The organism is Bacillus sp. FSL K6-0069, assembly GCF_038007785.1.
Taxonomy (GTDB): domain Bacteria; phylum Bacillota; class Bacilli; order Bacillales; family Bacillaceae_G; genus Bacillus_A; species Bacillus_A mobilis.
This window is the reverse complement of the sequence record NZ_JBBOXN010000001.1, coordinates 4,498,673-4,525,648: the sequence shown is the minus strand read 5'-3', so window position 1 is coordinate 4,525,648 and position 26,976 is coordinate 4,498,673. Positions and strand designations below refer to the sequence as shown.

Genomic DNA, 26,976 nt, shown 5'->3' with positions numbered 1-26,976 from the left:
GCAGGTGGTGAAAGTGTGAGAGAGCGCGATAAAAAACATTCATTAAACTCTAATTTCAGAATTCCACCAAATCTTATTGGGCCTACCTTTCCACCCGTTCCAACGGGATTTACTGGCATTGGGATTACTGGCCCAACTGGTCCACAAGGTCCAACAGGACCTCAAGGACCAAGAGGATTACAAGGTCCGATGGGGGAGATGGGCCCGACAGGACCTCAAGGTGTGCAAGGGATACAAGGACCAGTTGGACCAATAGGTGCAACTGGACCAGAAGGACAGCAGGGACCACAAGGATTGAGAGGTCCACAAGGAGAAACAGGAGCGACAGGACCGGGGGGTGTGCAGGGGTTACAAGGTCCGATTGGTCCAACAGGAGCGACAGGGGCACAAGGTATACAGGGGATACAAGGGTTACAGGGACCGATTGGAGCTACTGGACCAGAGGGAGCTCAAGGAATTCAAGGTGTGCAAGGATTACCTGGAGTAACTGGTCCACAAGGAATACAAGGAGTACAGGGGATACAAGGCCCACAAGGACCGATTGGAAGTACTGGTCCAACAGGAGCAACTGGTCAAGGGGTTACAGGTTCAACTGGCATAACAGGTCCAACAGGAATCACTGGCCCATCAGGAGGACCTCCTGGTCCGACGGGGCCAACTGGTGCGACAGGCCCGGGTGGTGGACCGAGTGGAAGTACAGGAGCGACGGGAGCAACGGGAACTACAGGGGCAACAGGAAGTACAGGTGTAACTGGAGCAGCGGGAACTACAGGTCCAACTGGAAGCACAGGAGCACAGGGCTTGCAAGGAATACAAGGAGTTCAAGGGCCAATTGGACCAACAGGTCCAGAAGGTCCGCAAGGTATTCAAGGTATTCCTGGTCCGACGGGAGTAACTGGTGAGCAAGGGATCCAAGGGGTTCAGGGGATTCAAGGGATAACAGGTGCAACTGGAGATCAAGGTCCGCAAGGTATACAGGGGTCTATTGGACCTCAAGGCGTAACAGGAGCAACAGGTGATCAAGGTCCACAAGGAATACAAGGGGTACCAGGTCCAACAGGAGAAACAGGACCACAAGGAGTGCAAGGAATACAAGGGCCGATGGGAGATATAGGACCAACAGGACCAGAAGGACCAGAAGGACTTCAAGGTCCACAAGGAATCCAAGGTGTGCCAGGACCAGCTGGAGCAACAGGTCCAGAGGGTCCACAAGGAATCCAAGGAATTCAAGGACCAGTAGGAGCAACAGGACCAGAAGGCCCGCAAGGAATTCAGGGAATACAAGGGATACAAGGTGTAACAGGAGCAACTGGAGCACAAGGAGCAACTGGAATTCAAGGGGTTCAAGGTACTCAAGGGGCAACAGGTCCAGAGGGTCCACAAGGAGTGCAAGGTACTCAAGGGGCGATAGGTCCAACAGGTCCAATGGGAGCGCAGGGAGTGCAAGGTATTCAAGGAATCCAAGGTCCGACGGGTGCGCAAGGAGTGCAAGGACCGCAGGGAATACAAGGGATCCAAGGTCCAACAGGAGTAACAGGGGATACGGGTGTAACCGGAGCGACAGGGGAAGGAACTACAGGACCGACAGGAGTAACAGGTCCAACCGGGATAACAGGTCCTTCTGGAGGACCAGCAGGACCGAGTGGTCCAACGGGGCCATCAGGTCCGACTGGAGTGACAGGTCCATCCGGTGGACCACCTGGACCGACAGGAGCAACCGGTGTGACAGGAGCAACTGGAGATACTGGGGCGACAGGCTCAACAGGAGTGCCAGGAGCGACAGGCTCAACAGGAGCAACTGGGGTTACGGGTTTACAAGGCCCGCAAGGAATACAAGGAGTGCAAGGGATCCAAGGTCCAACAGGCGCGCAAGGAGTGCAAGGGCCTCAAGGGATACAAGGAGTAACTGGGGCGACAGGAGATCAAGGTCCACAGGGAATCCAAGGTCCTCAAGGAATTCAAGGTCCAACAGGTCCCCAAGGAATTCAAGGTGCACAAGGTCCCCAAGGGATACAAGGAGAAACCGGAGCCACGGGAGCACAAGGTCCACAGGGAATTCAAGGAATCCAAGGAGTGCAGGGTCCGACAGGTGCACAAGGTCCAACTGGAATACAAGGTGTTCAAGGTGACATAGGTCCAACCGGTCCGCAAGGCGTGCAAGGGTTACAAGGTCCCCAAGGCCCAACAGGGGACACTGGGGCAACTGGAGCACAAGGCCCGCAAGGAATCCAAGGTCCAACTGGAGTCACGGGAGCAACCGGAGCGACAGGTCCACAAGGAATTCAAGGTCCGCAGGGAATCCAGGGTCCCCAAGGTCCAACTGGGGCCACAGGAGCAACTGGTACCCAAGGCCCAACAGGGGATACGGGTCCAACCGGTTCACAAGGAATCCAAGGTCCAACAGGTCCAACTGGAGCTGGAGCAACTGGGGCTACTGGAGCAACTGGTGTGACCGGAGTTAGTACAACTGCAACGTACTCATTTGCGAATAACACATCAGGAAGTGCTATTTCTGTTCTGTTAGGTGGTACGAATGTACCGTTACCGAACAATCAAAATATTGGTCCAGGAATTACCGTTAGCGGAGGAAATACTGTATTTACAGTTGCGAATGCGGGGAATTACTATATAGCTTATACAGTAAATTTAACAGCCTCTTTACTTGTAAGTTCTCGTATAACTGTAAATGGCAGTCCGCTCGCAGGAACAATAAATTCACCAGCAGTAGCCACAGGTTCATTTAATGCGACAATCATTGCTAATTTGCCTGCTGGAGCTGCTATTAGTTTGCAGTTATTTGGATTAGTTGCAATTGCTACATTATCTACGACAACGCCAGGAGCTACTTTAACTATTATTAGATTAAGTTAATAAGAAGAGAACCTTGGAGCTTTTATGCTTCAAGGTTTTTATCTCATTATTTGTAGGTAGTCTAATTGGTTAGGAAAGTTTTACTTTATTCACTTAAGCAAAAACATCGCAGTTCGAAAATATATTATAATAGAATGAAAAGAGAGAAATTTGGCAGAAAGGGAGGGTGGCGATGCAGGAGATGGTTACAGATTTTTTTGAACGCCCACTTCAAGATTTGCGCATATCTGTCATTGATCGTTGTAATTTTAGATGTACATATTGTATGCCAGCGGAAGTTTTTGGGCCAGATTATGCTTTTTTGAAAGATGAGTTTTTATTGACGTTTGATGAAATTGAGCGTTTGGCAAAACTATTTGTTAGCATCGGTGTACGAAAAATTAGACTTACTGGTGGCGAGCCGCTGCTTCGTAAAGATTTAACAAAGCTTATTGCACGTCTCGTGAAAATTGACGGGCTAGTAGATATAGGGTTAACGACAAATGCGATTCATTTAACGAAACAAGCAAAAGTATTAAAAGAAGCTGGATTACATAGAGTAAATGTTAGTTTAGATGCAATAGATGATGATGTATTTAAGGGTATTAATGGCCGGAATATTAATACGAAACCTGTTATAAAGGGAATTATGGCTGCAAAAGAGGCCGGTCTTGATGTAAAGGTAAACATGGTTGTGAAAAAAGGGATGAATGACCATCAAGTACTTCCGATGGCTGCTTATTTTAAAGAGCAAGGAATCACACTTAGGTTTATTGAGTTTATGGATGTTGGTAGTACAAATGGATGGAACTTTGATCAAGTTGCTACAAAGCAAGAATTAATTGAAATGATTCATAGCGTGTATCCGCTTGAGCCGGCTGAAGTGCATTATTTCGGTGAAGTTGCGAAGCGATATCGTTACGTTGGAACAAATGTCGAAGTCGGTTTTATTACTTCTGTTTCTGAATCGTTTTGTTCCTCTTGTACGAGAGCGAGAATTTCGGCAGATGGAAAGTTTTATACTTGCTTATTTGCGACCGAAGGATTGGATATAAGGGAACTTCTTAGAGGGAATCTTTCGGATGATGAGTTAGTAAGTGTTATACAAGATGTATGGATGAATAGAAAAGATAGATATTCGGATGAACGGACAGAAGAAAGTGCAAAAAATCGTCCGAAAATTGAAATGTCTTATATAGGAGGATAAGAAAGGGGGCTATCGTATGCAGGAGCGATATTCAAGACAAATATTATTTGCTGGTGTTGGAGAAGAAGGACAGAAAAAAATTAGAGAGAAACATGTGCTTATTATTGGGGCTGGAGCTCTTGGTGCAGCAAATGCAGAAGCGATTGTGAGAGCAGGTGTTGGAAAAATAACAATTGCAGATCGTGATTATGTAGAATGGAGCAATTTACAAAGGCAACAATTATATACAGAAGAAGATGCAAAGCAGTATAAACCGAAGGCGGTAGCAGCGGCAGAACATTTAAAGGCGATTAATTCTGAGGTGGAAATAAATCCAGTTGTGACAGATGTAACAGTGCAAGAAATGGAAGAGCTAGTGAATGATGTAGATTTAATATTAGATGCGACAGATAATTTTGAAACGCGTCTTCTTATTAATGATATTTCACAAAAGTATAATATTCCGTGGATATATGGTGGTTGTGTAGGAAGCTACGGAGTAACGTATACAATTTTACCAGGAAAAACACCATGTTTCCGCTGTTTAATGGAGCATCCGGCGAGCGGAGCAACATGTGATACGGCTGGCATTATACAACCGGCAGTACAATTAGTAGTTGCACATCAAATAACGGAAGCGCTGAAAATATTAGTAGAAGACTATGGAGCACTTCGCGAAACGATGTTATCGTTTGATCTTTGGAATAATCAACAGATGGCATTTAAAGTGAATAGGCAGAAAAAAGACACGTGTTTATCTTGTGGAAGATTACGTACATATCCGAGTTTAACATTTGAAGCACAAACGAAAACAGAAGTGTTATGTGGTCGAAATACAGTACAAATCCGTCCAGGTACGCGGAATGAATTTAATTTAGAGGAAATTAAAAAGCGCTTACAAAGAAGTGTGGATGTAAAAGCTACTCCGTATTTATTATCATTTCCGGTAGAGGAATTCCGTTTTGTTTTATTTACAGATGGCAGGGCGTTTATTCATGGAACGAATGATATCAATGTGGCAAAACGTTTATATGCAAGATATATAGGTTGAATCTAAAGGAAACCCTTTAGATTCAACAGAGAAAAGATTAAGATTTTCTCGTATAATCTCCACTTTTTCCACCTGTTTTTTCAAGTAAGTACGTTTCGCCAATAATCATACCTTTATCAACAGCTTTACACATATCGTACACAGTAAGAGCAGTAGCGGAAGCTGCTGTTAAAGCTTCCATTTCAACACCGGTGCTACCTTCTGTTTTAACTTTTACTTCAATAAGTAATCGATATTGTTCTTCGGATTGTTTCCAATCGAAAGAAACGTCAACACCTTTTAATAATAAAGGATGGCACATTGGGATAATATCAGAAGTACGTTTCGCAGCCATAATACCTGCGATTTGTGCAACTGCTAATACGTCACCTTTCCCGATTTCATTGTGAGAGATTTTATCGTAAATTTCTTTTGTAACGACAATGCTAGAGCACGCAATTGCAGTTCGAACGGTTGTTTCTTTGTCACTTATATCAACCATCTTCGCGCGTCCTTGGTCATTAAAGTGTGTGAATGAAGACATGGAATTCCTCCTTGAAGTAATTTCTATTTAATATATAAAGTTTAATCGAGATAAAAAAAATTGCAAATATGAGGTGAGAAACGATGGTAGAAAAACGAATTCCGATTCAGGTTGCTGAGGCAGTGGAGAGAGTAATGGAATATGCGAAGAATGGTGAAGTAGAAGAAGTTTCTATTACGGAAAGTTACGGGAGAATTCTTGGAGAGGATGTTGTCTCTGATCATGACGTTCCTCATTTTGATCGTTCTCCTTACGATGGTTTCGCAATTCGGGCAGAAGATACGAAAGAAGCAAATCAAGAGAATTCGATTGAATTTGAAGTAATAGGAGAAATTGGGGCGGGATTTGTTTTTACAGAAGCAGTAGGGGCATTTCAGGCGGTTCGTATTATGACAGGAGCAGCTATTCCAGAGGGTTGTAATGCAGTCGTAATGCTAGAGCTGACAGAAGGTTTTGAGAAGAACGGAAAAACATATATGAAGTTAAAGCGTCCTTTTCATAGTGGTGACAACGTGTCATTTAAAGGGGAAGATATAAAACAAAATCAAGTTCTCGTTAAGAAAGGTGTTGCAATTAATCCAGGTGTTGCGGCCTTATTAGCGACGTTTGGATATAGTACTGTGAAGGTTGTAAAACAGCCTGTTGTTGGTATTGTGACGACAGGAAGTGAATTATTAGAAGTACATGAGTCGTTACAGCCGGGGAAAATTAGAAATAGTAACTCGTATATGATTGCCGCTCAAATTATGAAAGCTGGAGGGAAAGTTCGTTATTATGGCCAACTTGCCGACGAGTTAGATGCATGTTTTACAGCCGTTCAATCAGCAATGAATGAGGTTGATATTTTAATTACGACAGGCGGTGTGTCGGTAGGAGATTATGACTACTTGCCGGCCATTTATGAAAGATTACAAGCGAATGTACTCTTTAATAAAATAGCGATGAGACCAGGTAGTGTAACGACAGTAGCTGAAGTTGATGGGAAGTTACTTTTCGGTTTATCAGGAAATCCTTCAGCTTGCTATGTAGGCTTTGAACTATTTGTGCATCCGGTTATAAAAACATATTTGTATGCGAAGGAGCCTCACGTATATAGAGCTGATGCCATTTTACAAAAAGATTTTCCAAAGCCAAATCCGTTTACTCGTTTTGTAAGAGCAAACGTGACAATTGTGGACGGGGCATTACAAGCAATGCCGGTTGGTTTAGATAAATCGAGTGCGGTATCTTCACTTGCTGATGCGAATGCTTTTATTGTGTTGCCTGGAGGAACGAGAGGATTTGAGGCAGGAATGAAAGTATCGGTATTATTGTTAGAGCACACCGAGGGATGTGATTGGCCATGGGCAAAGCCCCTTCAATCTTACAAATAGTAGGGTATCAAAATAGCGGGAAAACAACGCTTGTTGAGAAAATAGTGCATGCGTTAGCTGAACGGAAAATGAAAGTTGCTACCATTAAACATCACGGGCACGGAGGTTTTCCAGAAGTAGCGCAAAAAGATAGTGAAAGGCACCGAAAGGCGGGTGCGGTTGTCAGTAGTGTAGAAGGTGCGGGATTACTTTCGCTGTCGTCATTAAAAGAGGAATGGTCCCTGCGAGAAATTATTCGCTTATATGAGTTTTTTGAAGTGGATACAATTTTAATAGAGGGCTATAAAAAAGAGAGCTATCCGAAAGTAGTGTTACTTCGTTCTGCCGAAGACGTTGAACTTTTACATAAAGTAGAAAATATAGTAGCGGTTATTACGTGGCATGATGCTCCCGCAAACTTACGAGAAGAATATAAAGTATTTCATATAACAGAAGAAGAGTTGTATATAGACTGGTTTGTACAAACGGTAAGGAGTCCGCAATGACAAATACGTATTATGAAGTAATTGATACCGAAATCTTGGTTGAAGAGGTAGCGAAAAAAGTAATTCGCCGTGAATGCGGTGCCGTTACAACATTTATTGGAACGGTTAGAGAGTTTACGAAAGGGCGTCGTACATTATACTTAGAATACGTCGCTTATAAAACGATGGCAGAAAAGATGCTAGAGAAAATTGGCTTAGAAGTGAAAGAGAAGTGGCCAGGTACACACGTTGCGATTACACATCGCATCGGTACACTGCAAATTTCTGATATCGCGGTTGTTGTTGCTGTTTCAACACCGCATCGTAAAGCGGCTTATGAAGCGAATGAATATATTATGGAACGCATAAAACAAATTGTTCCAATTTGGAAAAAGGAGTTTTGGGAAGATGGAGACTCTTGGATTGGTGATCAATTAGAAAAAACGCCATATCCGGCGGGAGAGCCTGGGAAGGAGCTATAAGTATGATTCGAGTATTGTTATTTGCGCACTTGCAAGAGGAAGCAGGAACAAGTGAATTACAAATAGAGAAAGAAAATATTACGGTTGCAGAGTTAAAAGATGTTGTTGCTAAAGAATATAATGTGCCAGTGACAGAACCAATTATGGTTGCGATAAATGAAGAATATGCAAATGAAGATGACAAGATTCAATCTGGTGATATTGTTGCACTTATCCCACCGGTGAGCGGTGGTTAATATTGGATTTATTAAAACGACTTTCCTACATAGGGGAAGTCGTTTTTTTATGGCATTTTTGCGAACACTAATTTATAGAAAAAGGAGGGTATTATGAAAAAAATATGTGTAGTTATTACAATGATATGTTCGGTCTTTTTCTCTTCTCCAAGTGATTCTTTTGCGAAAGAATCAAGGGAACAGCTTTTAGAAAGTGCATTATCGAATAGGTACTATTCAATTATCAGACAAGTGACAGAAGATCAATATGAATGTGCTTCAGTTATAAATATAAAGCGTCTTGGCAAGAAAGATGAGTTCGTTCCTAGATTTGAAATTACGCTACAATTTCTCACATTCCAAGGTGCACATAATCCGCCAAATGATAAAGTTACACTTGCTTTGGAAGATCATTTAGATCACGTAAAGATAAAGAAGGTGGAGCGAGAAAAGAATGTTTCTGGTGATGTTGCAGAAAAGGTTTGTGAACGCGAAAAAGAAAAAATAAAAGCTCACTCTAATGATTCAGAGTAATAACCCATGACATTCAGTAAAGAAAGGTAATGAGCGATGGACATACTTTTAGCGATTTTACCGGCTCTATTTTGGGGAAGTATTGTGCTATTTAACGTGAAACTGGGTGGGGGACCGTATAGTCAAACGCTCGGTACAACGCTTGGCGCACTTATTTTCTCGATTATTGTTTATATTTTTGTGAAGCCAGTATTAACTCCTACTGTTATTGGAGTTGGGATTGTGTCAGGTTTATTTTGGGCACTTGGACAGGCGAATCAATTAAAAAGTATTGATTTAATGGGCGTTTCGAGAACAATGCCCATTTCGACAGGACTGCAATTAGTTGCGACGACTTTATTTGGAGTCATCGTATTTCATGAGTGGTCCACGACAATATCAGTCGTCCTTGGCGTTTTGGCACTCGTTTGTATTATTATCGGTGTTATTTTAACATCACTTCAAAGTGAGGAAGAAAAGAGTGCAGAGCAAGCGGGAAATTTTAAAAGAGGTATTATCATTTTATTGATTTCAACAGTCGGTTATTTAGTTTACGTAGTAGTAATTAGACTATTTAATGTAGATGGTTGGTCAGCTTTATTGCCACAAGCAGTTGGTATGGTGTTAGGAGGCATTTTGCTTACGTTCAAACATCATCCATTTAATAAATATGCGATACGAAATATTATTCCAGGATTAATTTGGGCAGCTGGAAATATGTTTTTATTCATTTCACAGCCGCGTGTTGGAGTGGCAACAAGTTTCTCACTATCACAAATGGGAATTATTATTTCAACGCTTGGCGGGATTCTTATATTAGGTGAAAAGAAAACGAAACGCCAATTAATGGGGATTGTTGCCGGTATCGTTTTTATTATTGCAGCCGGAATTATGTTAGGTGTTGCAAAAAGTTAAAGGGGGTATTGAAATGTATAGTGATTTAGCAGGGAAAGTTGTCGTTATTACAGGATCGGCAACTGGTCTTGGAAGAGCGATGGGAGTAAGGTTTGCTAAGGAGAAAGCAAAGGTGGTTATTAACTATCGCTCACGAGAGTCAGAAGCGCATGATGTATTAGAAGAAATTAAAAAAGTAGGCGGAGAAGCGATTGCTGTAAAAGGAGATGTCACGAATGAATCTGATGTTGTGAACCTCATTCAATCTGCTGTGAAAGAGTTTGGTACACTTGACGTTATGATTAATAATGCAGGGATAGAAAATTCGGTACCATCACATGAAATGCCGCTCGAAGATTGGAATAAAGTAATCAATACAAATTTAACAGGTGCTTTTTTAGGAAGCCGTGAAGCGATTAAATATTTTGTAGAACATGATATTAAAGGGTCTGTCATTAATATGTCTAGTGTTCATGAGAAAATTCCGTGGCCGCTATTTGTGCACTATGCGGCCAGTAAGGGTGGCATTAAACTGATGACAGAAACGTTAGCATTAGAATATGCACCAAAAGGTATTCGAGTAAATAATATTGGCCCAGGTGCAATAAATACGCCAATTAATGCAGAGAAGTTTGCTGATCCTAAAAAACGTGCTGACGTAGAAAGTATGATACCGATGGGTTACATCGGAAAACCGGAAGAAATTGCAGCTGTTGCAACGTGGCTCGCTTCATCAGAGGCAAGTTACGTAACTGGAATTACGTTATTTGCAGATGGTGGAATGACGTTATATCCATCGTTCCAAGCAGGGCGTGGGTAATAGAAAAGGACAAAGAGTTTTAGCTCTTTGTCCTTTTTTTACAAAAAAAAATAGCGGCCAGCTATTTTAAATTTAATGATTAATTGTATCTTGAAGAAATTCTGTTGCTTGATGTTCAGAAACATTTTGTACGAGTGCAACTTCGCTAATCATCATTTTTCGGGCATTATCTAGCATTTGTTTTTCGCTCGCATTTAAAGCTCTCTCTTTATTGCGGCGAAGTAAATCGCGAACAACTTCTGCACTATCTTGCAGATTGCCGTTTTTCATTTTCTCCATATTCATTGTATATCTTTGTTTCCAGGAAAGTGATGTGTCTGATTCCCCGTTTTGAAAGTCAAGAAGTATACCATCTAACGTACCTTTATCTACGATATAACGAATACCTGATTTTTGTAATTGATCCATAGGAAGCATTACTTGCATATCTTTACTAATGATACGTATCACACAATATTGACGTATTGTTCCTAATATTTCTTTCTCTTCAATGGCTTCGATGACTCCTGCGCCGTTCATTGGATAAACGATTTTATCACCAATTTGAAACAAATCATCCACCTCCATATGTGGTTACCACCTTTAATGATAGCACAAGATGATAAATATGTCAAATTTTATATAATACCATAATAATTATATTCGAGTCAATAAGTAAAATCTCTTTTTATATATATATTTTTTTGCTCTTACTTATTAATGATTTTTTTAGAAAAATAGTACAGGTGAAGAAGGGAGGCATATCCACTTATTTTTAAGCATAAAATGTAAAATCGCTAATACAATATACCTAAATCCGTTCTTTGCAAAGGAGGGAGAGAAGGTGGGGCGCACAATAAAAATTGATATTACAAATAAAGTTGTAGCTAAATTTAGACCAGATTGTTTGGAATTATATACGAGTAAATTTATGATAGGTAAGTTTTATGTCTATACTGAAGGTAAACAATATGTGTTAGAAGACGGATATATATATGAAGACGGAAAATTTTATCGCATCATAGATACGCACCGTGGCAATAATCAAGCGGCGGAGGGCTGCGATCTAGGATGGTGTTAACATGATTCGTGTGAAAGTGTTTGACGAAAGTCACGAAAAAGACTTAGAAGACGCTGTAAATGTGTTTTTGAAAAAGATTGATGATAGTAACTTTGTAGATATTAAGTATCAAGTTGGTGTTTCCATTAACGATGATGAGAACCAAATTTATTGTTTTTCAGCAATGATCGTTTATAAAGCATAAAAAAGAGCTGGGTGAGCCAGCTCTTTTTTATGCTTTATGTTGGGACAACATGTGTCGGTAATACGTTCATAATAGATTGGGGTGTACCTAATTTCTTTGTCGTTAAAAGAGGCTCCTCTGTTTCATGGTTTTGGGCATCTGTACACATACCAAGGTGATAACGATCACCTAAAAATGGATCAATATAAAAACCGTTTTTGAATACTTTATCATTCGGATGTTTTTCATGATGAATATCAGAGCAGTTAATGCAATAGAACATAGCTTTCATCCCCTTTTTATTTTTGTTTGAAAAAAGTGAGTCGGTAGTCATTTCGCTCCTAAGGAAATGTTGAGGAGAAGAGAAATAACTACCTACTCAAATGGTGGGCATATTCCTTCTGATTTTTCATATCTCGCGTAGTGTCCCCGAGGGAAGGAGGAGAGACGAAATACGCATGATATACGTAAGGCTCTTCTTTCAAGATGAATGATGGAGTTTCATGTTGAGAGAAGTTTTTATTTTTTGTTGCCTTTGTGAGTATCTTATGAAGGAATGCTGAGAGGGTGTTTGTCCTGTTGAAAAAATGTTGAGAATTTCTCAACAGTAAAAAAAGAATTAAAGTTGACATGAAACTAAAAGGTGTTATATTATCTAAATGTAACCAAAAGGTGTTATATTTTATCGCTGAATAAAGGAGAATGAGAATGGAACAACAAAATACATTAAATGATATTAAACAAACAATCGTTTTCAACGCGTCTATTCAAAAAGTATGGAATGTAGTATCAACTGCAGATGGAATCGCGTCATGGTTTATGCCAAATGATTTCGCATTAGAGGTAGGACATGAATTTCATGTGCAATCACCATTTGGGCCATCGCCATGTAAAGTGTTAGAAATTGATGAGCCAAACCATCTATCTTTCTCATGGGATACAGATGGCTGGGTCGTTTCATTTAATCTGAAAGACCTAGGAGATAATAAAACAGAATTTACGTTAATTCACGGCGGCTGGAAACATCCTGATGAAATCCTTCCAAAACCAAATGCGAAGAGCTCTATTATTCACGAAAGAATGAGCGGCGGCTGGGTAGCGATTGTAAATGAAAAACTGAAAAAGGTTGTCGAAGGCTAAGTGTCCTCATCGGCAGCGAAATACGATGTATTTCAAGCAATTGCTGATCCAACCCGCCGAGAAGTAATACGGTTATTAAGTGATAAAGAGTTACCGATTTCAAAAATAACGGATCATTTTCCGATGAGTCGTACTGCGGTTGTAAAGCACCTTCATATTCTTTCAGAAGCGAATCTAGTAAGCGGAAGAAAAAGCGGAAGAGAGAAGATATATCGCTTGCATCCGGAACCATTAGAGGAATTACAACAATGGCTCTCGTATTATGAGCGTTTTTGGGATAATAAATTGTCCATGCTGAAACATATTGTGGAGAATGAAGAATAAAAAGAGGATGACCGTTTTGGTCATCCTCTTTATTATTGCTCACTTGTTTGTGTAGCTGGCTTTAATAAAAGCCAAGCGATAATTAATGTGAATACTGCTAATACGAAAGTACTCATATAAATGACGTGTACACTTGATGCTAATGCCTCTTGCGATTCGGTTACTACATTTGCTGTAGTTCCTCCGTGTCCGCCACCAGATACAAGATCAAGATTTTTAATACCACGTGCGTGAATCATCGTATTGAAGATAGTTCCAAAGATTGCAGCACCTAATGTTTGACTAAATGTATTAATAAATGTGTTTAAACCAACGGCTGTTCCGCGTGTATGAGCTGGTACGGCGGCTTGAATTGTTACCATGTAAATCGGTGTCACAAGCCCCATTCCTAAGCCGAATAATCCGACTGCTACATAAATAAGGAACGATGGTGAATTTGTTGATAATGTAAATAATAAGAACGTAGCGACTGATAAAATGCTAGCTCCAAGTAAAATGATTTGTTTCGTTTTTAATTTGCCAACTAAGTTACCTGAGAACATGGCACCGAATGTCCACATAACAGGAATCGGCATTAAAATGAGTCCGGCTTCTGTCGCATTTTTTCCTAATACACCTTGGCTCCAGATTGGAAGGTATACTGTAATACTAATAATCATGGCACCGGCAATGAGAGTTAGTATGTTTATCGTAGATAATGTACGGTTAGAGAAAAGTGCTAACGGAATTAATGGTTCCGGAGATTTTTTCTCGATGAATAAGAAAATAATGAATGAAACGACGGCGAAGATTAATAGGCCGATAATTGTTATGTCTCCCCAGTTTTGCTTACTGCTACCTGTTAATAATGCGTATAGTAAAGCGATTGTGCTTAATGAAAAGACTGTAGCCCCAAGATAATCGATATGTTGCTTAGATGATTTAATAGATTCTTTGTAATAAATGGCGATCATTAAGCAAGCGATAATTCCAAATGGAACGTTTAAGAAGAAAATATAACGCCAAGAAAGAGAATCAACTAAAAATCCGCCGACTAACGGTCCGATAACACCAGATACACCCCAAACGGCACTCATCCAGCCTTGTGCTTTCGCGCGGTCTCTTGCTTCGCTATATAAGTCGCCGATAATCGTCATTGTGATCGGCATAACAGCACCAGCCCCAATACCTTGAAGAGCGCGGAAGAAGATCAATTGTTCCATTGATGTAACGACTCCACAAAGTGCAGAACCAATTAAGAAGATAGTAGCTCCGATAAGTAAAACTTTTTTACGGCCGAATAAATCAGCGAGCTTTCCGTATATTGGAGTCGAAACTGCTGTTGCAAGCATATAAATTGCATATACCCAACTAACAAGTTCGACGCCTGACAAATCACTCGTTATACGAGGGATTGCTGTACTAACGATCGTTCCTTCTACCGCAGAAAGAAACGTCATTAGCATTAAAGACATCATGACTTTTTTTCTCATATTTTTTCCCCTTACCCTTTTTCAAATATTCAACAATATAAAATATAAAGGTACTAAGGTATATAAAGCAACAAAAAAGCAATGGGAAGTTAGGTGGAGCGTATATTTGTCGCTTCTTGTCGGTAAGTCGATATATTTGAAAAATCGCCGATATAAGTCGCAGAATCGCTGATATATTTGAGAAATCGCCGATATAACTTCATGTACCTATAAAAAAAGAAACAGGAATCCCTGTTTCTTTTTTAATATTTCATTTTCGCATTTTCTCCAGCTGTAGTTCCGGCAATTCGACCAGTAACGAGAGCAGATGTAATATTATATCCGCCAGTATAACCGTGGATATCAAGAACTTCTCCGCAGAAATATACGCCGTTCGTGAATTTAGAAGACATTTCTTTCGGGTTAATTTCTTTAACGGATACACCGCCGCCAGTAACGAATGCTTTTTCAATTGACTGCGTACCATTTACATTCACAGTAAACTCTTTAAAGTCTTTCACAAGTGCACGAATCTTCTCGTGAGAAACTTGTCCAGCTTGTTCACTACCGTCAATTTCATTTTTTTCTAATAAGAATAGGAAGTAACGTTCAGGTACATAACCTTTTAAAACGTTTTTAATTCCTTTTTTCGGATCTTCTTTCATTTGTTTCAGCATGCGCTGGAATAGTTGTTCACTATTTTCTTCTGGCAATGCATCGATGCTCATTTGAATCGTATTCGTTTTAAACTTTTTCAGTGCTTTCACGACAAATTGACTACAGCGAAGAGCAGCAGGACCAGATAGGCCGAAATGAGTGAAGAGCATGTCCATTTTGTGAGAAATGATAGCTTTTCCTTTCGGGTTTAATACGCTTAAATTTACATCGCGTAAAGCAAGACCTTGTAAGGAGCGATCACGAATAAATGGTTCGTTTGAAAGGATTGGTACTTCTGTTGGGAATAATTCTGTAATAGTATGTCCAGCCTTTTCAGCCCAAGCATATCCGTCTCCAGTAGAACCAGTTTGAGGAACAGATTTTCCGCCAACAGCGATAACGACGTGATTCGTTTCTAACACTTCGCCAGTTTGCAGTACGACTGCTTTCGTTTGACCGTTCTCATATTCAATCGTTTCAACAGGTGTATTCGTACGGATTTTTACACCTAAGTCTCTTAATCGTGTTAAAAGTGCATCTACTACTGATTGTGCTTTATTTGATACAGGGAACATGCGACCATGATCCTCTTCTTTCAGTTTTACACCGAGATTTTCGAAGAACGTAATAATATCTTCATTATTGAAAATAGAAAAAGCGCTGTATAAGAAGCGGCCATTTCCTGGTATATGTTTAACAATCTCATCAAGTGGTAGACGGTTCGTTACGTTACAACGGCCACCACCAGAAATCGCAAGTTTACGTCCTAGTTTATTTCCTTTATCAAGAAGTAAGACATTTGCGCCTTCTTCTGCAGCACCGATTGCAGCCATTAGCCCAGAAGGCCCGCCGCCGATGACAATAACATCATAATGCATAATATATCGACCTCATTTTCTACATTTCCTGCCTAAAAGAATAGCATGTTTTCCCTTAAAAGAAAAATAGAGTGAAGTACTGCTTAATGAGAGAATTGTGGTACAATACAAAAGTTAGAGTTCAGCACTATCCTGCTATTTGTGGGCCATAAGATGAAAACCTTGTGATGTAAGAGAAATAAAAAGGGATTTGATAGCCCGTAAATGCTCGAATAGTTCAACTAATAAAGAGTAGGGAGTGAACACCTTCCCTGCAAATTATAGTTTCACTTTATGTAGATGTAGGAGGATTTTTGTATGTCCGATTCGAAATTTCTGCGCGGGACGCTTATTGTTACGTTAGGGACATTTTTAGTAAAGTTCTTAGGCATGATTTACGTCTTTCCGTTTCATGCATTAGTAGGTACAGAAGGCGGAACGCTCTATACATATGGATACATTCCATATACGATCTTTTTAAGTATTGCAACGGCAGGGGTGCCGCTTGCTGTTTCAAAATTTGTTTCCAAATATAATGCGCTTGGCGATTATAAAACGAGCCGGAGAATGTTCCGCTCGGGAATGGTTATGATGATAGTAACAGGAGTCCTTTCATTCCTAGTTCTATATATGTCGGCGCCATTGTTTGCAGAAGCAATGCTTGGTAAACAAAGTATACACAGTAATGTAGAAGAAGTTACGACGATTATTCGTCTTGTAAGTTTTGCACTTATTGTTGTACCAGCAGCGAGTTTAATTCGTGGTTATTTCCAAGGTCACCAATCTATGGGACCGACTACTGTTTCGCAAATTATTGAACAAATTATTCGTATCGTCTTTTTATTAGCGGGTAGTTTTATCGTTATTAAAGTACTTGGCGGTACAGTTGCAACAGCGGTTGGGGTAGCGACATTTGCTGCGTTCGTTTCAGCAGTTGGAGCACTCGGCGTATTAATTTGGTACTGGTTAAAACGTAAAAAACATTTGGATCAATATTTAATTGAACAAACTGTACCAGAATCGACAGTGAGTACTGTTCAATTATTTAAAGAATTATTTGCATATGCGATTCCTTACGTTGTAATTGGGTTAACAATTCCTTTATATCAACAAATTGATACATTGACATTTAACTCAATTATGCAAGCGATTGGCCAAGGTGATATCGCAGAGCGAGCACTTGGTATTTTCACAATGTGGACGCATAAATTAATTATGATTCCTGTATCACTTGCAACAGCGTTTAGTTTAACGCTTGTACCAGCGATTACAAAATCATTTACTGAAAAACAATACCGTTATTTAAAGTTACAAATTACACAAACATTCCAGGCAAATATGTTCTTAACATTGCCAGCGGTTGTCGGTATTTCAACACTTGCATATCCAATTTATACTGCGTTCTATGACTCAGATCCATTAGGTGGACAAGTGTTAATGTGGTATGCACCGGTTGCGTTGTTATTCGCTTTATTTACAGTAACAGCAGCAATTCTGCAAGGGATTAACCAACAAAAACATGCGATTGTCGCGCTTATTATGGGTGTTATTTTGAAATTTGTATGTAACGTAATCTTTATTCGTTATTTCGGTACAGTTGGAGCAATTTTAGCAACAGCAGTCGGATTCTTAGCTTCTGTATGGTATACGAATAGACAAATCAAAAAACATGTACACTATTCATTTGGTGTTGTATATAAGAGAACATTCCAAATTGCAGTATTAACACTTGTAATGGTCATTGCTGTAAAGTTATCACAATGGATTCTATCCTTCATGATTTCGCCTGATGGACGAATGGGTGCTCTTATTACAGTTGTGATTTGTGCAGGTATTGGTGGTCTTGTGTACGGATTGTTAGCGATTCGCACAGGAGTACTGGAAAGAGTATTTGGCGGAGAAGCGTTAGAGAAAATCCAACGTAAACTTGGCAATAGATTCAAAATAAAGTTGAAATCAAAAGGGGCGTAATTACGTCCCCTTTTCTATGATAAACAAAGAAGGTGAAAAGCGTGAGATTAGATAAATTATTAGCGAATATGGGATATGGAAGTAGAAAAGAAGTAAAGAAATTATTGAAAGACGGCGTTGTGAAAATTGATGGAACGCCAGTGAAAGATGCAAAGGTTCATGTAAATGTAGAAGAACAAGAAGTTATGATTCACGGTGAAGTTGTGGAATATAAAGAGTTTGTTTACTTAATGATGCATAAACCACAAGGCGTTATTTCAGCGACAGAAGATGATAATCATGAAACAGTAATAGATTTATTAGAGTTAGAAGATGCAATCTTTGATCCGTTCCCAGTTGGAAGACTTGATATTGATACGGAAGGTTTCTTATTGATAACAAATGACGGGAAGTTATCACATCAATTGTTATCTCCGAAAAAGCATGTGCCGAAAAAATATTATGCACACGTTGCAGGAGTCGTAACAGAAGAGGATGTAAAAGAGTTTGCTAAAGGTGTTATTTTAGATGATGGCTATGAAACAAAGCCAGGTGCACTTACAATATTAAAAAGCGATGAGGTTTCTGAAATTGAGCTTGTCATTACAGAAGGAAAGTTCCATCAAGTGAAGCGTATGTTTGAAGCGGTAGGGAAAAAAGTAGTCTACCTAAAGAGAACAGAGATGGGACCGTTAGTATTAGATGCAGAGTTAGAACTTGGAGAATACCGAGAGCTATCAGATGAAGAAGTAGAAATGTTAAAAACATATCAAGTAGATACTGAGAAATAGTGCTGTTTTTCGGCGCAGAAAAGACCCCTTTCTAATGAGTTAGAAAGGGGTATGTATTTATTTACATACAATTATTTTTTCATTATGAGGTCATTCTCACTTTCTTTCCTGTTGTTGTCCACTTACCGCGGCAAGGGCTATACACGAGTTCATTAAACTGCAACACATTTAGATCACGTTGTATCGTTCGCGGTGTGATCCCGAACTCATCTACAAGGTCTTTCGTCGTTACCGTTCCGTTTTCATTGATGTACATATAAATTGATTTAATGCGTGTTAGCATACGAGTAGTTGTAGGTTTCAAGAGAAAACCACTCCTCTACTAGTTTTTTTGACCCCATTCAGGAAAGAAGGTCGTTACTACCATTGTACTCTACATGATAAAATTCATGCTTTAATCTACTTAAATTTTACAAAAGTTTAACAAATATTCATATAGAAAAATATTGGTAGTTGACATTGTATATATGGTCAGTCAACTAACACATAAAATTCTACGTAAAACGCCAAATTCCTGCAAATTTTTTTGAAAAAATAAAAGAAAAACTAATGGGAAATATCTGAAATATTACAATTGTTCGGTATTTAAGTTTCGTGTATAGCATAAGAGATTTCGGTTTGTTATGATGAAAGAAACAATATAGTGAAGGATGGATGCGTGATGTCAGCAATTAATTGGACAGAAGAGGTTGCAAAACGAAAAGAAGATTTAATTCGTGATACACAACAATTTTTACAAATTAAAAGTGTATGGGAAGAAGAATCGGCGAAAGAGGGCGCACCATTCGGTGAAGGCGTAGAAAAAGCGTTATCTTTCATGTTACATAAAGGAGAAGCTGAAGGTTTTACTTCTAAAAATTTAGAAGGATATGCAGGTCATCTTGAAATGGGACAAGGAGAAGAATTAGTAGGTATTCTTTGTCACGTTGACGTTGTACCAGAAGGAGATGGCTGGACGACTCCTGCATATAGTGCAGATATTCGCGACGGAAAGATTTTTGCACGTGGTGCAATTGACGATAAAGGCCCAACGATGGCAGCTTATTATGCGATGAAAATTGTGAAAGAATTAGGTTTACCTCTTTCAAAACGAGTTCGTATGATTTTAGGAACAGATGAGGAAAGTAATTGGAAATGTGTAGATCACTATTTTAAAAACGAAGAAATGCCAACAATCGGTTTTGCGCCAGACGCGGATTTTCCAATTATTAATGCAGAAAAAGGAATTTCTGATATACAAGTTGTGCAAAGTGGTAGTGAAGAGAAGAAAGGTACATATGAACTTGTTTCATTTGAATCAGGTCGCCGTTTAAATATGGTTCCTGATTTTGCAGAAGCGATTATTACAGGAGAAGATGTAAATGCACTTACAGTAGCATATGAAGAGTATTTACAAACTGCTAAAAAAATAGGTGAAGCAATTGTAGAAGGTAATACGGTGACGTTGCAAATTAAAGGGATTTCAGCTCACGGATCTACTCCAGAGAAGGGCGAGAATGCAGGTTTATTACTAGCAAACTTCTTAACGAAAGTCGCTCTTGATGGAAAAGGAGCTTCGTTTGCAACATTTGCAACAGAGACATTTACTGGTGATATTTATGGTGAAAAGGCTACTATCGCCTATAAAGATGAAGTTAGCGGTCCGTTAACAGTGAATGTTGGTCGTCTTTCTTATACGAAAGAGACTGGTGGTAATTTAGGATTAAACGTACGTTACCCAGTTACGACTAACTTTGAAGAGATGATTGCGAAGTTAAAAGAATACGTTGGTACTCATGGATTTGAAGTAGCGGATTATTCAAATTCTCGTCCGCATCACGTTGATAAAGACCACGTATTAATTCGTACGTTGCAGCGCGTATACGAAGAACAAACAGGTGAAAAAGCAGAACTATTAGCGATTGGCGGCGGTACTTACGCTCGTTCATTGGAAGCTGGCGTTGCGTTTGGTCCGCTATTCCCTGGAAAAGAAGAACTTGCGCATCAAAAAGACGAGTACATTGAAATTGAAGACTTATTAAAAGCGACAGCAATTTACGCACAAGCAATTCATGAATTAGCGAAGTAATAGATATATAAATAATAAGAGCCGTCCCGATACATATTTTGGGACGGTTTTCTGTTACGTATCGTTTGTTGGTAAGGCGATATTTCTTGTCGAAATGTCGATATAATTTCATTTCGTATTGCAATCTTAACTTGGTTAGACTGTTAGGAAAGTTTGATTCTTTTTCATTGAATGAGATACGAAAGAAAAGCAACAATAGAAAGAAGGAGAAGATGTACATGGAGACGCATTATTTTGTCGCAATCACTTTACCAAATCATATAAAAGAAGTGCTGTCTAACTATAAAGAGGAAATGCAGGGAGAATTACCATTTCGTTCATGGGTACATAAAGAAGACTACCATATTACCCTTTCATTTTTAGGAAGTGCGACAGAGGAACAATTAGAAGGAATAAAGAATGGATTACAAACACTTACAGAAACAAAGGAACTATCTTTCACATTACAAGGATTTTCAACGTTTGGTATGGAAGATAGGCCACGTATTTTTGGGTCGAAGGTAAGTGAGAGTCACGATTTGTTCCAGTTACAAAAGCAAGTACACGCTATTTGTGAAGGGAATGGATTTTCTTTAGAAACGCGCCCATATCATCCGCATATTACTGTTGCTCGTAAATGGGTAGGAGAAGAGAAGTTTGATTTAGAACATATAAAGGAAGTGCCAGAAATATCATTTCAAGCGGATACAATTACTTTATACGAATCTCACGTGAAGGAGACACCGAAGTATAAAGCGATTGCTGAAATAAAATTACAAAAATAGAATGTATGAAAACGTTTTTTATACAGGTGAATATACTATAAAGAATAATGTGTTACTGTATAGAGCTTTGCAGCTCGTTTCATTTTAACTTTAAGAATGATGGTGATTTTTTTATGTTGAAAGTAAAACGTCCATTTGATGCCTATTTAGATGAAATGAATAAAATTACAATTTTGCTCCCACATGCGTATGGAACAAGTCGGACATTTCGTTTGCAAGAAGGAAGTAACGTGAAAGATTTACCGATTGCTCATACAATTGCGCTTCCGGATGCAACGAAGTATGAGTGCTTTATAGAAGAGCCGCTAGATGTGGGGAAGTATTATACAGTACGAGATGAACGGAATGAAGAAACAGATTTACAAATAGGTGCTGTCATAAGAACAGCGATTTTCGATGAAAAGTATTATTACGAAGGTACCGATTTAGGGGCTGTGTATCAAAAAGAAGCAACGACATTTAAAGTGTGGGCTCCAACTGCGAGGCTTGCGAAAGTAAGGATTTATAAAAGTGATAAAGAATATAGCGATCATGAAATGTACAGAGGAGAAAATGGAGTTTGGACTCATACATTACAAGGCGATTTAGCTGGAGCAAAGTATACATTTCTTGTTTGTATTAATTTAATATGGAATGAAGCGGTGGACCCTTACGTAAAGTCAGTGACTGTAAATGGGAAGTACGGCGTTGTTATCGATTTAGAAAAGACAAATGTAACGAAGAAAGTGCAATTACCACCATTACAGGCAATGACAGATGCCATATTGTATGAACTGCATATTCGCGATGCTACTATTCATCCGGGCAGCGGAGTGAGTAAAAAAGGAACATATAAGGGGCTAATGGAAGAAGGAACAACAGGGCGAAATGGGACGTTAACAGGCTTGTCTCATATAAAAGATTTGGGTGTTACACATGTTGAATTATTACCTTTATATTGTTTCGGTGGTGTAGATGAGGCGAATCCTTCCTCTGCATATAATTGGGGTTACAATCCATTATATTACAATGCGCCAACGGGATATTATGCTACAGACCTCTCTAATCCGTATAACAGGATAGTAGAGTGTAAACAGTTGATCGAAACATTTCATGAGCATGGCATTAGGGTGATTGTAGATGTTGTATATAATCATGTGTATGAAAGAGAGCTATCATCATTTGAAAAACTTGTCCCAGGATATTATTTTCGTCATGGCGAAGATGGGATGCCTTCTAATGGGACGGGAGTCGGGAATGATATAGCATCTGAACGGAAAATGATGAGGAAATTCATTGTGGAGTCTATTTTATATTGGCTTACTGAATACAATGTTGACGGATTTCGATTCGACTTAATGGGGATTTTAGATGTCGATACAATGAATATAATAGAAAAAGAAGTGCGAAACATAAAGCGAGATGCATTGTTATTAGGAGAAGGGTGGGACCTACAAACACCACTTCCTCTAGAGGGAAAAGCAACGTTAAATAATGCAAAGAAAATGCCGTATATTGCGCAATTTAATGATCAATTTCGTGATGGAATAAAAGGGAGTACCTTTCATATAAATAAACGTGGTTTTGCATTTGGTGGGCATGTAGACTGTAATCATTTGCAGTATATAGCATCAGGAAGCCTTTTGAGTAGGAAAGAAACAGGTTTGTTTTTAGAGCCTGTGCAAAGTATTAACTATGTAGAATGTCATGACAATATGACGATGTGGGATAAACTAATGCGCAGTAATGAAGAGCCAGAAGAGATTCTAAAAAAACGTCACCTTCTAGCGAGCGCAATGGTGATTCTTTCGCAAGGTATTCCATTCTTACATGCGGGGCAAGAGTTTTATCGTACGAAGCAAGGAAATGAAAATAGTTATAATGCAAATGATGAAATTAATCAATTAGATTGGGATCAAAAAGAGAACGAGATAGAGACCGTTAACTATATAAAAGGTTTAATTGCGATTCGTAAAGAGCACGGGGCATTCCGATTACAAAACGCAGACCTTATAAAAAAGCACATGACTTTTTTGGAAACCTCTCCAGAAGTACTTGCATATCACCTAGTGCATGCAGAATCGTTTGGACCGTGGAAAGAGATTGTAGTTTTATTTAATAGCGGTTTAGAAGCTAAAACGGTGCAACTTCCGAAAGAAGAAACGTGGCATGTGTTAGTAAACGAAAAGCAAGCAAAAATAGAGCCAATTTCTTCATTTAGAGGAAAGGAACTTCAGCTGGCTCCAATTAGCACGTATATATTGACGATAATGTGACAAATCGCTACTTGACGATGAGAATGTAATAAATGTAGAATTGACAAAGGTGACGATTTTGATAAGTTGTCATTCTATGACTGGTTTTGTAAAATAAAATAGAGAGTTTTTGGCTTATGCCAAGTTTTCTTTTCATTTACAGTAAAATATATGAATCCACAACATGTGTAGAAATGTTGCGGTTTTTCTTTTCATAACTATAAAAGATAAGGATTTGTTAACGGGTAATGAATATGGAATGGTTGGAACAATTATTAGGAAAAGAGTGGAGTCTTGTACCGGCTGGTGGAGTAACGGGCGATGCATATATTGCGCAAAACGGACAACAGAAGTTATTTTTAAAGCGGAATACATCGCCCTTTTTAGCGGTATTGTCAGCAGAAGGAATTGTTCCAAAATTACTTTGGACAAGAAGGGTAACGAACGGTGATGTAATTTCTGCTCAAAAATGGCTTCCGGGACAGAAGCTAGAGCCAGAGGATATGAAACTAGAACGTGTTGCAAAACTTTTGAAGAAAATACACTCCTCTAAAGCGCTTGTACAGATGATTCAAAGACTTGGGAAGCAGCCGCTTCACGCACAAGAGTTATTACAACAACTGCAACTTGTTTTAAGAGGAGATATAAGGGATGATGAAGCAATTCAGCAAGGCCTCCAATATTTAATGGATTCATTAAAAGATATTGAACACAATGAATTCGTTGTATGCCATTGTGATGTAAACCATAACAACTGGCTATTGTCGGATGAAGATGAACTGTTTTTAATTGATTGGGATGGAGCTGTAATTGCTGACCCAGCTCTAGATCTCGGTATGTTATTATATTGGTACATTCCGCGCCACGAATGGAGCGAGTGGCTCAAATATTATGATATTGAAATGGATGAATTGCTGCTTAGGCGTATGAGGTGGTATGTAATAGCGCAAACGATTTTGTCTATTCAATGGCACACAACAAAAAAGCAGCAAGCAGAAGCTGAATATTGGCATCAATATTTACAGCAACTACTTGCTTCGGAGTAATACTTAAGAAAAATTGTCCATTCCAGCAATCCACTGAGTAAGTTGTTCTTGATTATTGGAAATGTGGTTGTCCAAATTAGAGGAAGATTTACCCGATTGACTATAAGAATATACATCGTTTAGCATTGCTTTAGCGTCACTACTTATACTATCGTTTGCGAGTAACGATTGAATGAGACGCTCTAATTGCTCGCATTCAGAAACTGTCCCGCAACAATCACTTTGGTGATTGACTAAAATATCTTTCAGCACTTCTAATTGATGTTGTTGATTAATTGGCATGAACGGATCATCCTTTCGATTGTTTTTCTCTCCCTAGAAATGTAAGAGAAAAAGCTGTTTCGTCATGGAATGTTTAATGCTGTATGTAGTTTTTATCAAAATGGTACATCTTATACTTGAAAGAAACGGACCGAGTGCTCGTACGTACTTGGTTTTTTGTTTGGTAGATTGATTAAAACAGAAAGAAGGAATTATTCCTTTAAAATAGCTATGTAAAGAGAGGGAAACATCTATGCGTTTAAGACATAAACCATATGCAATGGATCGAATTAATGAGTATTCACATATCGTAATCGGAAACCCAGAGGAGCGCGCTGGTAACTGGAAAGAAGTATTTGGAAATGAACAACCAATTCATATTGAAGTAGGTACAGGTCGTGGCCGCTTTATGTATGATATGGCAAAAGCGAATCCGCATATTAATTATATTGGAATTGAAAAATTCACAAGTGTTGTTGTAGATGCACTTGATAAATTAATTGAAGAAGAATTACCGAACTTAAAGTTAATTAATAAAGATGCTGAAGATTTAACAGTTTTCTTTGCAAAAGGTGAGATTGATCGCGTTTATTTAAACTTCTCAGATCCATGGCCAAAGAAACGTCATACGAAGCGTCGTTTAACGTATAAAACATTTTTACGCAATTATGAAGAAGTGTTAGTAGAAGGCGGAGAAATTCATTTCAAAACAGATAACCAAGGTTTATTTGAATACTCTCTAATGAGTATGGCTGAGTATGGTATGTTATTAACTTACCTTAGCCTAGATCTTCATAATAGTGATTATGAAGGTAATATCATGACTGAATACGAAGAGAAATTCTCTAGTAAAGGTCATCGTATTTACCGAGTGGAAGCGACATATCGTACAGAGCCTATGCAGTAATGCATAGGTTTTTTGTAGATAAAACAATCAGAATTTTATGTTAATATTAATTTAAAAGGGGGATGCGTAATGGAACAGTTACAAATTGGAGATATAAAAGTGACGTGGCTAAAAGGTGGGAACACACATTTAGACGGGGGAGCGATGTTTGGAGTTGTGCCGAAAGTACTTTGGTCACGTAAGTATAAACATAATGATACAAATCATATTTATTTACGAACAGATCCGTTACTTTTGCAAACGAAAGACGGAAATATGCTCATTGATTCTGGAATAGGAAACGGAAAATTGAATGAGAAGATGAAGCGAAATCAAGGTGTAACCGAAGAATCATCGGTTTATGAATCATTAGAAAAACTAGGATTAAAGCCTGAAGATATCCACTACGTTTTAATGACGCACCTTCATTTTGATCATGCATCTGGTTTAACAAAATGGGAAGGTGATCACCTTGTACCAGCTTTTCCGAATGCGAAAATTTACGTAAGCGAAACAGAATGGAATGAAATGAGGAACCCAAATATTAGATCACGTAATACATATTGGAAGGAAAATTGGGAGCCAATTGTAGATCAAGTTATTACGTTTGAGCAAAAAATAGAAATTACAGATGAAATAAAAATGGCGCATACAGGCGGTCATAGCGATGGACATGCAGTTATTGCTTTAGAAAGCAAAGGTGAAACGATGCTTCATTTAGCAGACCTATTGCCGACACACGCCCATCAAAATGTACTATGGGTAATGGCATACGATGATTATCCAATGACATCGATTGAAAATAAGCAAAAGTGGATGAAGTACGGCGCTGAAAACGATGCTTGGTTTACGTTTTATCATGACGCATATTACCGTGCCGTAAAGTGGAATGAGGAAGGGCATATCGTAGAAAAAATAGAGCGGAAAACGAGTATAGAAGCATAAACAGAGGG

General features: G+C 39.0%; 29 protein-coding genes. 22 read left to right on the top strand and 7 right to left on the bottom strand.

Going from position 1 to position 26,976, the window contains the following annotated elements:
• The first annotated feature begins 15 nt into the window (after positions 1-15).
• The 3 genes from MHB74_RS23290 (at position 16) to MHB74_RS23280 (ending at position 5,087) form a co-directional block, all read left to right on the top strand.
• The gene (locus tag MHB74_RS23290; RefSeq protein WP_061676795.1) at positions 16-2,871 is read left to right on the top strand and encodes a BclA-related collagen-like exosporium protein; all 2,856 of its coding nucleotides are present in this window, start codon (positions 16-18) and stop codon (positions 2,869-2,871) included.
• 172 nt (positions 2,872-3,043) lie between these two features.
• Complete coding sequence (gene moaA, locus MHB74_RS23285) at positions 3,044-4,057, top strand: GTP 3',8-cyclase MoaA (RefSeq protein ID WP_061676796.1); 1,014 nt, start codon at positions 3,044-3,046, stop codon at positions 4,055-4,057.
• A gap of 16 nt (positions 4,058-4,073) precedes the next feature.
• Positions 4,074-5,087 carry a molybdopterin-synthase adenylyltransferase MoeB gene (locus MHB74_RS23280; RefSeq protein WP_061676797.1) on the top strand — a complete coding sequence of 338 codons (1,014 nt, stop codon included), beginning with the start codon at positions 4,074-4,076 and terminating at the stop codon, positions 5,085-5,087.
• Positions 5,088-5,124: 37 nt separating this feature from the next.
• Here the strand turns inward: MHB74_RS23280 and moaC are convergent, their stop codons facing one another.
• Entirely contained in the window at positions 5,125-5,610 is a 486-nt protein-coding gene (gene moaC, locus MHB74_RS23275) for a cyclic pyranopterin monophosphate synthase MoaC (protein ID WP_061676798.1), read from the bottom strand.
• A gap of 83 nt (positions 5,611-5,693) precedes the next feature.
• Between moaC and moeA the strand changes: the two genes are divergently transcribed.
• The 7 genes from moeA to MHB74_RS23240 all read left to right on the top strand — a co-directional run bounded on the left by moeA (position 5,694) and on the right by MHB74_RS23240 (position 10,371).
• Entirely contained in the window at positions 5,694-6,983 is a 1,290-nt protein-coding gene (gene moeA, locus MHB74_RS23270) for a molybdopterin molybdotransferase MoeA (RefSeq protein ID WP_061676799.1), read from the top strand.
• Positions 6,953-7,468, top strand: a complete 516-nt coding sequence (gene mobB, locus MHB74_RS23265) for a molybdopterin-guanine dinucleotide biosynthesis protein B (RefSeq protein ID WP_061676800.1) — start codon at positions 6,953-6,955, stop codon at positions 7,466-7,468. Before moeA ends, mobB begins: the two co-directional genes overlap by 31 nt.
• Positions 7,465-7,929 (top strand): molybdopterin synthase catalytic subunit MoaE, encoded by a 465-nt coding sequence (gene moaE, locus MHB74_RS23260; RefSeq protein ID WP_001994514.1) that lies wholly within the window; start codon positions 7,465-7,467, stop codon positions 7,927-7,929. The genes mobB and moaE overlap by 4 nt, the downstream gene beginning before the upstream one ends.
• A gap of 2 nt (positions 7,930-7,931) precedes the next feature.
• The gene (moaD, locus tag MHB74_RS23255; RefSeq protein ID WP_061676801.1) at positions 7,932-8,165 is read left to right on the top strand and encodes a molybdopterin converting factor subunit 1; all 234 of its coding nucleotides are present in this window, start codon (positions 7,932-7,934) and stop codon (positions 8,163-8,165) included.
• 93 nt (positions 8,166-8,258) lie between these two features.
• On the top strand, positions 8,259-8,678 hold the full coding sequence (locus MHB74_RS23250) for a DUF3888 domain-containing protein (RefSeq protein WP_061676802.1): 420 nt from the start codon (positions 8,259-8,261) through the stop codon (positions 8,676-8,678).
• 36 nt (positions 8,679-8,714) lie between these two features.
• Positions 8,715-9,572, top strand: coding sequence for a glucose uptake protein GlcU (gene glcU, locus MHB74_RS23245; RefSeq protein ID WP_061676803.1), 858 nt, complete (start codon positions 8,715-8,717; stop codon positions 9,570-9,572).
• 13 nt (positions 9,573-9,585) lie between these two features.
• Positions 9,586-10,371: a glucose 1-dehydrogenase gene (locus MHB74_RS23240; RefSeq protein WP_061676804.1), complete on the top strand. Its 786-nt coding sequence runs from the start codon at positions 9,586-9,588 to the stop codon at positions 10,369-10,371.
• Positions 10,372-10,443: 72 nt separating this feature from the next.
• On the opposite strand, the gene MHB74_RS23235 is transcribed toward MHB74_RS23240, so the two are convergent.
• Entirely contained in the window at positions 10,444-10,938 is a 495-nt protein-coding gene (locus tag MHB74_RS23235; RefSeq protein WP_061676805.1) for a CarD family transcriptional regulator, read from the bottom strand.
• Positions 10,939-11,194: 256 nt separating this feature from the next.
• Between MHB74_RS23235 and MHB74_RS23230 the strand changes: the two genes are divergently transcribed.
• Entirely contained in the window at positions 11,195-11,431 is a 237-nt protein-coding gene (locus tag MHB74_RS23230) for a DUF2553 family protein (protein ID WP_000533797.1), read from the top strand.
• Between the two features lies 1 nt (position 11,432).
• Positions 11,433-11,615 (top strand): sporulation protein Cse60, encoded by a 183-nt coding sequence (locus MHB74_RS23225; protein ID WP_000621751.1) that lies wholly within the window; start codon positions 11,433-11,435, stop codon positions 11,613-11,615.
• A gap of 34 nt (positions 11,616-11,649) precedes the next feature.
• Here the strand turns inward: MHB74_RS23225 and MHB74_RS23220 are convergent, their stop codons facing one another.
• On the bottom strand, positions 11,650-11,877 hold the full coding sequence (locus MHB74_RS23220; protein ID WP_061676806.1) for a DUF3973 domain-containing protein: 228 nt from the start codon (positions 11,875-11,877) through the stop codon (positions 11,650-11,652).
• Positions 11,878-12,302: 425 nt separating this feature from the next.
• On the opposite strand from MHB74_RS23220, the gene MHB74_RS23215 reads away from it, so the two are divergent.
• A complete protein-coding gene (locus MHB74_RS23215; RefSeq protein WP_061676807.1) occupies positions 12,303-12,734 on the top strand; it encodes an SRPBCC family protein in 432 nt (143 codons plus the stop codon).
• The gene (locus tag MHB74_RS23210) at positions 12,735-13,058 is read left to right on the top strand and encodes an ArsR/SmtB family transcription factor (RefSeq protein ID WP_000098837.1); all 324 of its coding nucleotides are present in this window, start codon (positions 12,735-12,737) and stop codon (positions 13,056-13,058) included.
• A 32-nt stretch (positions 13,059-13,090) separates the two neighbouring features.
• Here the strand turns inward: MHB74_RS23210 and MHB74_RS23205 are convergent, their stop codons facing one another.
• A complete protein-coding gene (locus tag MHB74_RS23205; protein WP_061676808.1) occupies positions 13,091-14,530 on the bottom strand; it encodes an MDR family MFS transporter in 1,440 nt (479 codons plus the stop codon).
• Positions 14,531-14,772: 242 nt separating this feature from the next.
• Positions 14,773-16,044 carry a BaiN/RdsA family NAD(P)/FAD-dependent oxidoreductase gene (locus tag MHB74_RS23200; protein ID WP_061676809.1) on the bottom strand — a complete coding sequence of 424 codons (1,272 nt, stop codon included), beginning with the start codon at positions 16,042-16,044 and terminating at the stop codon, positions 14,773-14,775.
• A gap of 297 nt (positions 16,045-16,341) precedes the next feature.
• Between MHB74_RS23200 and MHB74_RS23195 the strand changes: the two genes are divergently transcribed.
• Positions 16,342-17,994, top strand: a complete 1,653-nt coding sequence (locus MHB74_RS23195) for a putative polysaccharide biosynthesis protein (protein WP_061676810.1) — start codon at positions 16,342-16,344, stop codon at positions 17,992-17,994.
• Positions 17,995-18,035: 41 nt separating this feature from the next.
• Positions 18,036-18,764 carry a pseudouridine synthase gene (locus MHB74_RS23190; RefSeq protein WP_061676811.1) on the top strand — a complete coding sequence of 243 codons (729 nt, stop codon included), beginning with the start codon at positions 18,036-18,038 and terminating at the stop codon, positions 18,762-18,764.
• An 82-nt stretch (positions 18,765-18,846) separates the two neighbouring features.
• Here MHB74_RS23190 and MHB74_RS23185 read toward each other — a convergent pair whose 3' ends face one another.
• The gene (locus tag MHB74_RS23185) at positions 18,847-19,068 is read right to left on the bottom strand and encodes a DeoR family transcriptional regulator (protein ID WP_000805512.1); all 222 of its coding nucleotides are present in this window, start codon (positions 19,066-19,068) and stop codon (positions 18,847-18,849) included.
• Positions 19,069-19,425: 357 nt separating this feature from the next.
• On the opposite strand from MHB74_RS23185, the gene pepV reads away from it, so the two are divergent.
• The 4 genes from pepV (at position 19,426) to MHB74_RS23165 (ending at position 24,876) form a co-directional block, all read left to right on the top strand.
• Complete coding sequence (gene pepV, locus MHB74_RS23180; RefSeq protein ID WP_061676812.1) at positions 19,426-20,832, top strand: dipeptidase PepV; 1,407 nt, start codon at positions 19,426-19,428, stop codon at positions 20,830-20,832.
• A 218-nt stretch (positions 20,833-21,050) separates the two neighbouring features.
• On the top strand, positions 21,051-21,596 hold the full coding sequence (gene thpR / locus MHB74_RS23175; protein ID WP_061676813.1) for an RNA 2',3'-cyclic phosphodiesterase: 546 nt from the start codon (positions 21,051-21,053) through the stop codon (positions 21,594-21,596).
• 113 nt (positions 21,597-21,709) lie between these two features.
• Positions 21,710-23,851 carry a type I pullulanase gene (pulA, locus tag MHB74_RS23170; RefSeq protein ID WP_061676814.1) on the top strand — a complete coding sequence of 714 codons (2,142 nt, stop codon included), beginning with the start codon at positions 21,710-21,712 and terminating at the stop codon, positions 23,849-23,851.
• Positions 23,852-24,078: 227 nt separating this feature from the next.
• Positions 24,079-24,876: a phosphotransferase family protein gene (locus tag MHB74_RS23165; RefSeq protein ID WP_061676815.1), complete on the top strand. Its 798-nt coding sequence runs from the start codon at positions 24,079-24,081 to the stop codon at positions 24,874-24,876.
• Between the two features lie 3 nt (positions 24,877-24,879).
• Here MHB74_RS23165 and MHB74_RS23160 read toward each other — a convergent pair whose 3' ends face one another.
• The gene (locus MHB74_RS23160) at positions 24,880-25,158 is read right to left on the bottom strand and encodes a YtzH-like family protein (RefSeq protein ID WP_001122236.1); all 279 of its coding nucleotides are present in this window, start codon (positions 25,156-25,158) and stop codon (positions 24,880-24,882) included.
• 232 nt (positions 25,159-25,390) lie between these two features.
• Between MHB74_RS23160 and trmB the strand changes: the two genes are divergently transcribed.
• Complete coding sequence (gene trmB, locus MHB74_RS23155; protein ID WP_061676816.1) at positions 25,391-26,044, top strand: tRNA (guanosine(46)-N7)-methyltransferase TrmB; 654 nt, start codon at positions 25,391-25,393, stop codon at positions 26,042-26,044.
• Between the two features lie 69 nt (positions 26,045-26,113).
• Positions 26,114-26,968, top strand: coding sequence for a YtnP family quorum-quenching lactonase (locus tag MHB74_RS23150; RefSeq protein WP_061676817.1), 855 nt, complete (start codon positions 26,114-26,116; stop codon positions 26,966-26,968).
• Positions 26,969-26,976: the final 8 nt, after the last annotated feature.